3 protein-coding genes are annotated in these 2,566 nt (G+C 62.1%); all 3 read left to right on the top strand.

From position 1 onward, the window contains the following. Positions 1-697, top strand: a 697-nt coding sequence (locus tag FAZ69_RS32950) for a helix-turn-helix transcriptional regulator (protein ID WP_136899645.1), incomplete at its 5' end; no start/stop codon positions are given. A 131-nt stretch (positions 698-828) separates the two neighbouring features. Further along, positions 829-1,101, top strand: coding sequence for a hypothetical protein (locus tag FAZ69_RS32945; protein WP_136899643.1), 273 nt, complete (start codon positions 829-831; stop codon positions 1,099-1,101). Beyond that, positions 1,101-1,655: a D-alanyl-D-alanine dipeptidase gene (gene ddpX, locus FAZ69_RS32940; protein WP_136899641.1), complete on the top strand. Its 555-nt coding sequence runs from the start codon at positions 1,101-1,103 to the stop codon at positions 1,653-1,655. The genes FAZ69_RS32945 and ddpX overlap by 1 nt, the downstream gene beginning before the upstream one ends. Positions 1,656-2,566 lie beyond the last annotated feature (911 nt).

Here is a 2,566-nt window from a genome sequence, read left to right as displayed (position 1 = left end):
TCTCAAGGAATACGTGAGCTGGAGCCGCAAGGCCGGCCTCAACGACTACCACCGCAGCCTGTGCCTCGAGATCACGCTCGCGGCCGTCGCCGGCCACGCCACGCCGATCGCCGAAGCGATGCTCGACGCGTCGGGCGCCGCAGCCTCGCAAGGCGCTCAGCATGCGCGCTGGTATCTCGACTATCTGTACTGCCGCGCCAAGGTCCTGCAGCAGCAGATGCGCACGCAGGAGTTCGCGCAGTTCTATGGCCGCTACGCGCTCGCTTCGATCCAGCACGTGCGGGCCGACAGCATGTCGATGCCGACCGTCGCCTCGGACGCCATGCAGACGGCGCGCACCGCGCAACGCTCCGACGACGTGAGCGCACGGCTGCCCGCGAAATACCGCCGCGCCTACCGCTACCTGATGGACAACCTGGACCAGAAGGATTTGTCGGTGCGCGAAGTGGCCTCGCATGTCGGCGTGACGGAGCGCGCGATGCAGGCCGCGTTCAAGAACCACCTCGGCCTCTCGCCGAGCGAGCTGATCCGCCGCCAGCGCATGGAGCGCATCCGCGACGACCTGCTCGACGACGACGCCCCCGTCACCCGCGTGCTCGACGTCGCCAACAAGTGGGGCGTGCGCCATCGCTCCACGCTCATCAACGGCTATCGCCGCGTGTTCCAGGAAGCGCCGTCGGAAACGATGGGCCGTTGATGTCGATAGGAGTCAGCGCTTTAGCGCTCACGCCCATCCCATGCAGCGCATTCGGCACACACTCGGACAACGTTTTCATTTGCCGACGCCAGGTCCGATGCCCGGCGTCCTCTCTGATACGGGGAAGATTCATGTCCACGACGGCCATCTCGAACACCACGCCATCCTCAATGACCAGCCTCAGCGGGATCAGTGGCACCGATACCAACCGGATGGAGCAGTTTCTCGAGTACCTGCTCCAGGATCTGCTGCAGCTCTCGAATCAATGGCAAGGCAACGATTCCGACAACAGCGGATCGCCTCCTGCGGTCGGCGGCAGCAGCGGCGTGCCGAACCTTTCGAGCAACGATCCCACCCGCGCGATTGCACAAAACCTGGAGCAAAAATTCGAGGAGACGGTGTGATGACGAGCGTTCAGGCGTCTTGCGACGCACTCGTTGAAATTACCGAAGCGCACCACCGAGTGGCAATCGATCTCGTCTATGCGACATCGAGAAACTTGACGGGCAAACCGATCTGCCACGACATGCCTTGCATGTTGCTTGCGCCTGCCGAGCAGGCGCTGACCTTGGCGGTCAGATCCGCCGGGCAACTCGGTCTTCGCCTGAAAATCCTCGACGCCTACCGCCCTATCTACGTACAGGAAATCCTATGGAATTTCCTGCCCGATCCTGCGTACGTTGCCGACCCCGCGGAGGGCTCGCATCACAACCGAGGCATTGCGGTCGATGTGACGCTCATCGACCCCAATGGAGACGAACTGGATATGGGAACCGCTTTCGACACGATGACCGAGGAGTCGCATCATTTTTATGACGATCTGCCGTGGCATGTGCAACGCAATCGCGCGATGCTATTGGGCATCATGCTGGCTTCCGGCTTTACCCATATGCCGACGGAATGGTGGCACTACCAGCTGCCGAACGCGGCACGCTATCCGCTGATTGCCGATGCGTGAAGTGAAGCGCGTGATAAAAGCCCGGGAAATCGAGGCAGGCAGATCAAACGCCTCGTGAACTCCCTGTACCCGTTCGCTAGCAGCGATGATTTCCGCATGCAGTTGCGGCAGATCGTCAATTAATTTTCTCTATTAGCCCAATTGGTGGCCAGGAGGAACGTAACAAACCATCACAAACCCGAGCCGAAATCCGGCTGCGATGAAAACATGCACTCACTGCTTCACGAATCGCGTCAACCCGCTAACGCACAATTCACTGAGTCAGGAGCACAGCATGTTCTCGACGATCTACTTCGCAGCATCCTCGGCCCTCGCATCCGACGACATCCCGNTCGACGTCGCCGCCAAGATCTTCAAAGGCCAGTTCATCGAAGCGTCGCATTGCGCCGCGCAACTCGCCGACATCGACGCCGGCCACACGCCCGGCTACGCGCACCTGCAGATCTACGGCGACCTCGAACTGATGCTCGGCCGCCACGAGGAAGCCGAAGAAACGTATCGTCGTGCGCAAAAGGCCATTCGCCAGCAGCGTGACGAGCTGCGCATCGCCTCGTGCCGCAACACCGGCTGGCAAGCCTTCTTCCGCAATCAGTTCAACGTCGCGCTGAGCTGCTTCAAGCGCATCGGCGAAGAGAAGGCCGCCACGCCGCGCCAGCGCCTGGACAGCCTCGTCGGCGCGACGCTCGTCTCGTTCCATCTCGGCTGCGTGCGCGCCGCCTGCAATCGTCTCTCCGAGCTGGCCGCACTGGCCGCCTCCCACGACGATCGCCGCTGGACCTATCTCGTCGAAGCGCTGCGCCGCGATCTCTTCGCTCAGCACGAACTGCACGGCTCGGAGCGGCTCGCCGATCACATCTACTGGCGCTCGGTGATCGCCGAGTTCGATCAAGGCGAAGCGCCGGTGCGCGGCA

Origin of the sequence: Trinickia terrae (assembly GCF_005144415.1) — a bacterium.
Lineage (GTDB): Bacteria > Pseudomonadota > Gammaproteobacteria > Burkholderiales > Burkholderiaceae > Trinickia_A > Trinickia_A terrae.
This window is presented reverse-complemented; position numbering and strand designations above follow the sequence as displayed.